General features: G+C 68.1%; 2 protein-coding genes. Both read left to right on the forward strand.

The window, feature by feature from the left end; translation table 11 throughout:
- Positions 1-79 precede the first annotated feature (79 nt).
- Positions 80-1,018, forward strand: coding sequence for a 3-hydroxyacyl-CoA dehydrogenase (locus tag EOD07_RS33095; RefSeq protein ID WP_127238221.1), 939 nt, complete (start codon positions 80-82; stop codon positions 1,016-1,018).
- 13 nt (positions 1,019-1,031) lie between these two features.
- Complete coding sequence (locus EOD07_RS33100; protein WP_206519633.1) at positions 1,032-1,781, forward strand: SDR family oxidoreductase; 750 nt, start codon at positions 1,032-1,034, stop codon at positions 1,779-1,781.
- Positions 1,782-1,840: the final 59 nt, after the last annotated feature.

Genomic DNA, 1,840 nt, shown 5'->3' on the forward strand with positions numbered 1-1,840 from the left:
TCCCGTCGCGCATCACCAAGGATGGCCTGCGCATCACTGAAATCTGCCTCGCGGACGGCGAGAAATCGCGGGTGCAGTAATGGAGGTAATCCGCAAGGTCGCCATCGTCGGGGCGGGGCTTGTCGGCCGCGGCTGGGCGATCGTCTTCGCCCGGGCGGGGCATGACGTGGCCGTCTATGACGGCAGCGCCGAGATCCGCGCGGCGGGGATCGAGAGCATCCGCGCCAGTCTCGTCGACATGCGGGAAGCCGGGCTGGTCGACGCCATCGATCCCGTGCTGCGGCGATTGCGCGTGGTCGACACGCTGGAGGCTGCGGTCGCCGGCGCCGACTATATCCAGGAGTCGGTGCTCGAACGGCGCGATGTCAAGCAGGCCGTCTGCCTCGAAATCGACCGGGCGATGCGGCCGGACGCGGTCGTGGGCAGCTCGAGCTCGGGCATTCCGGCCTCGGCTTTCACGGAGGGATGCGTCAACCGGCCCCGCTTCCTCGTCGCGCATCCCGTCAACCCTCCGCATCTGATCCCGCTGGTCGAACTTGTTCCGGCGCCATGGACCGACGCCGGCATCGTGCCGTGGCTGCGGGCGCAAATGGAGCAGGTGGGCCAGGCCGCCATCGTCGTGCGCAAGGAGGTCGACGGCTTTGTCCTCAACCGGCTCCAGGGGGCTTTGCTCAACGAGGCCTGGGCCTTGTTGGAGGAGGGCGTCGCAAGCGCCGCCGACATCGACCTGACCGTGTCGCACGGGCTCGGCTACCGCTGGTCCTTCATGGGTCCGTTCGAGACGATCGACCTCAACGCGCCGGGCGGGATCGCGGATTACGCGCGGCGCCTGGGGCCGCTCTACCATGCGATCGCGCTGGCAAGGCGCGACCCGGCGCCCTGGTCGGAAGCGCTTATCGCCAAGGCCGAAGCCGAGCGCCGCGAGAAGCTGCCGGTATCCGACTTGAGCGAGCGCAGCGTCTGGCGCGACCGCAATCTCATGGCGCTGGTCGCCCACAAGCGACGCATCGGCGTCTGACACGGAGACCGTCATGGCGGCAATGCTGCAAGACAAGGTTGCCCTGGTGACCGGAGCGACCGGCGGAATCGGGGCGCAGATCGTGTCCAGGCTCGCGCAGGAAGGAGCCTCGGTCGTCGTCGGCTACAACAGCTCGCGCCCGGCGGCCGAAGCGCTGGTCTCGACGCTGGCGCCCGGCGATCACATGGTCGCCGAGGCGGCCGTCACCGACAGCGGCTGCCTCGCGCGGCTGGCCGGCCAGATCGGGCAAAGGTTCGGCCGGCTGGACATCCTGGTCAATTGCGCCGGCATAACCCGCTTCGTGCCGCATCCGGACCTCGATAGCCTGGATGACGCCTTGATCGACCGCATCCTCAGCGTCAACGTACGCGGCGTCATCGCTGCGACGCGGGCGATGCGGCCGCTGCTCGACCGCACCGGCAACGGCATTGTCGTCAACATCTCGTCGATCGCGGGCGTCACCGCCATGGGCAGCAACATCGCCTATTGCGCGTCCAAGGCCGCGGTCGACAATTTGACCAAGTCGCTGGCGCGCGCGCTCGCGCCGAAAATCAGGGTCGTCTCCGTTTCACCAGGCGTCGTCGACACCGATTTCATCAAGGGCCGCGACGAATCCTGGCGCGATGAACAGGCGAGCCGGACGCCGCTCGGGCGATTGGGCACGCCCGACGACGTCGCCGAGGCGGTTCTGGCGGCCGCGGCGCAGCTTCGCTTTGCGACGGGCGTTATCATTCCGGTCGACGGCGGGCGGCCTTTGGCGTGATTGTGTCTTCAACGCCCGTACGGCCCCTGGAGAGAACTGAATGACCGCAACCATTGCCA

This window comes from Mesorhizobium sp. M2C.T.Ca.TU.002.02.1.1 (assembly GCF_003997225.1).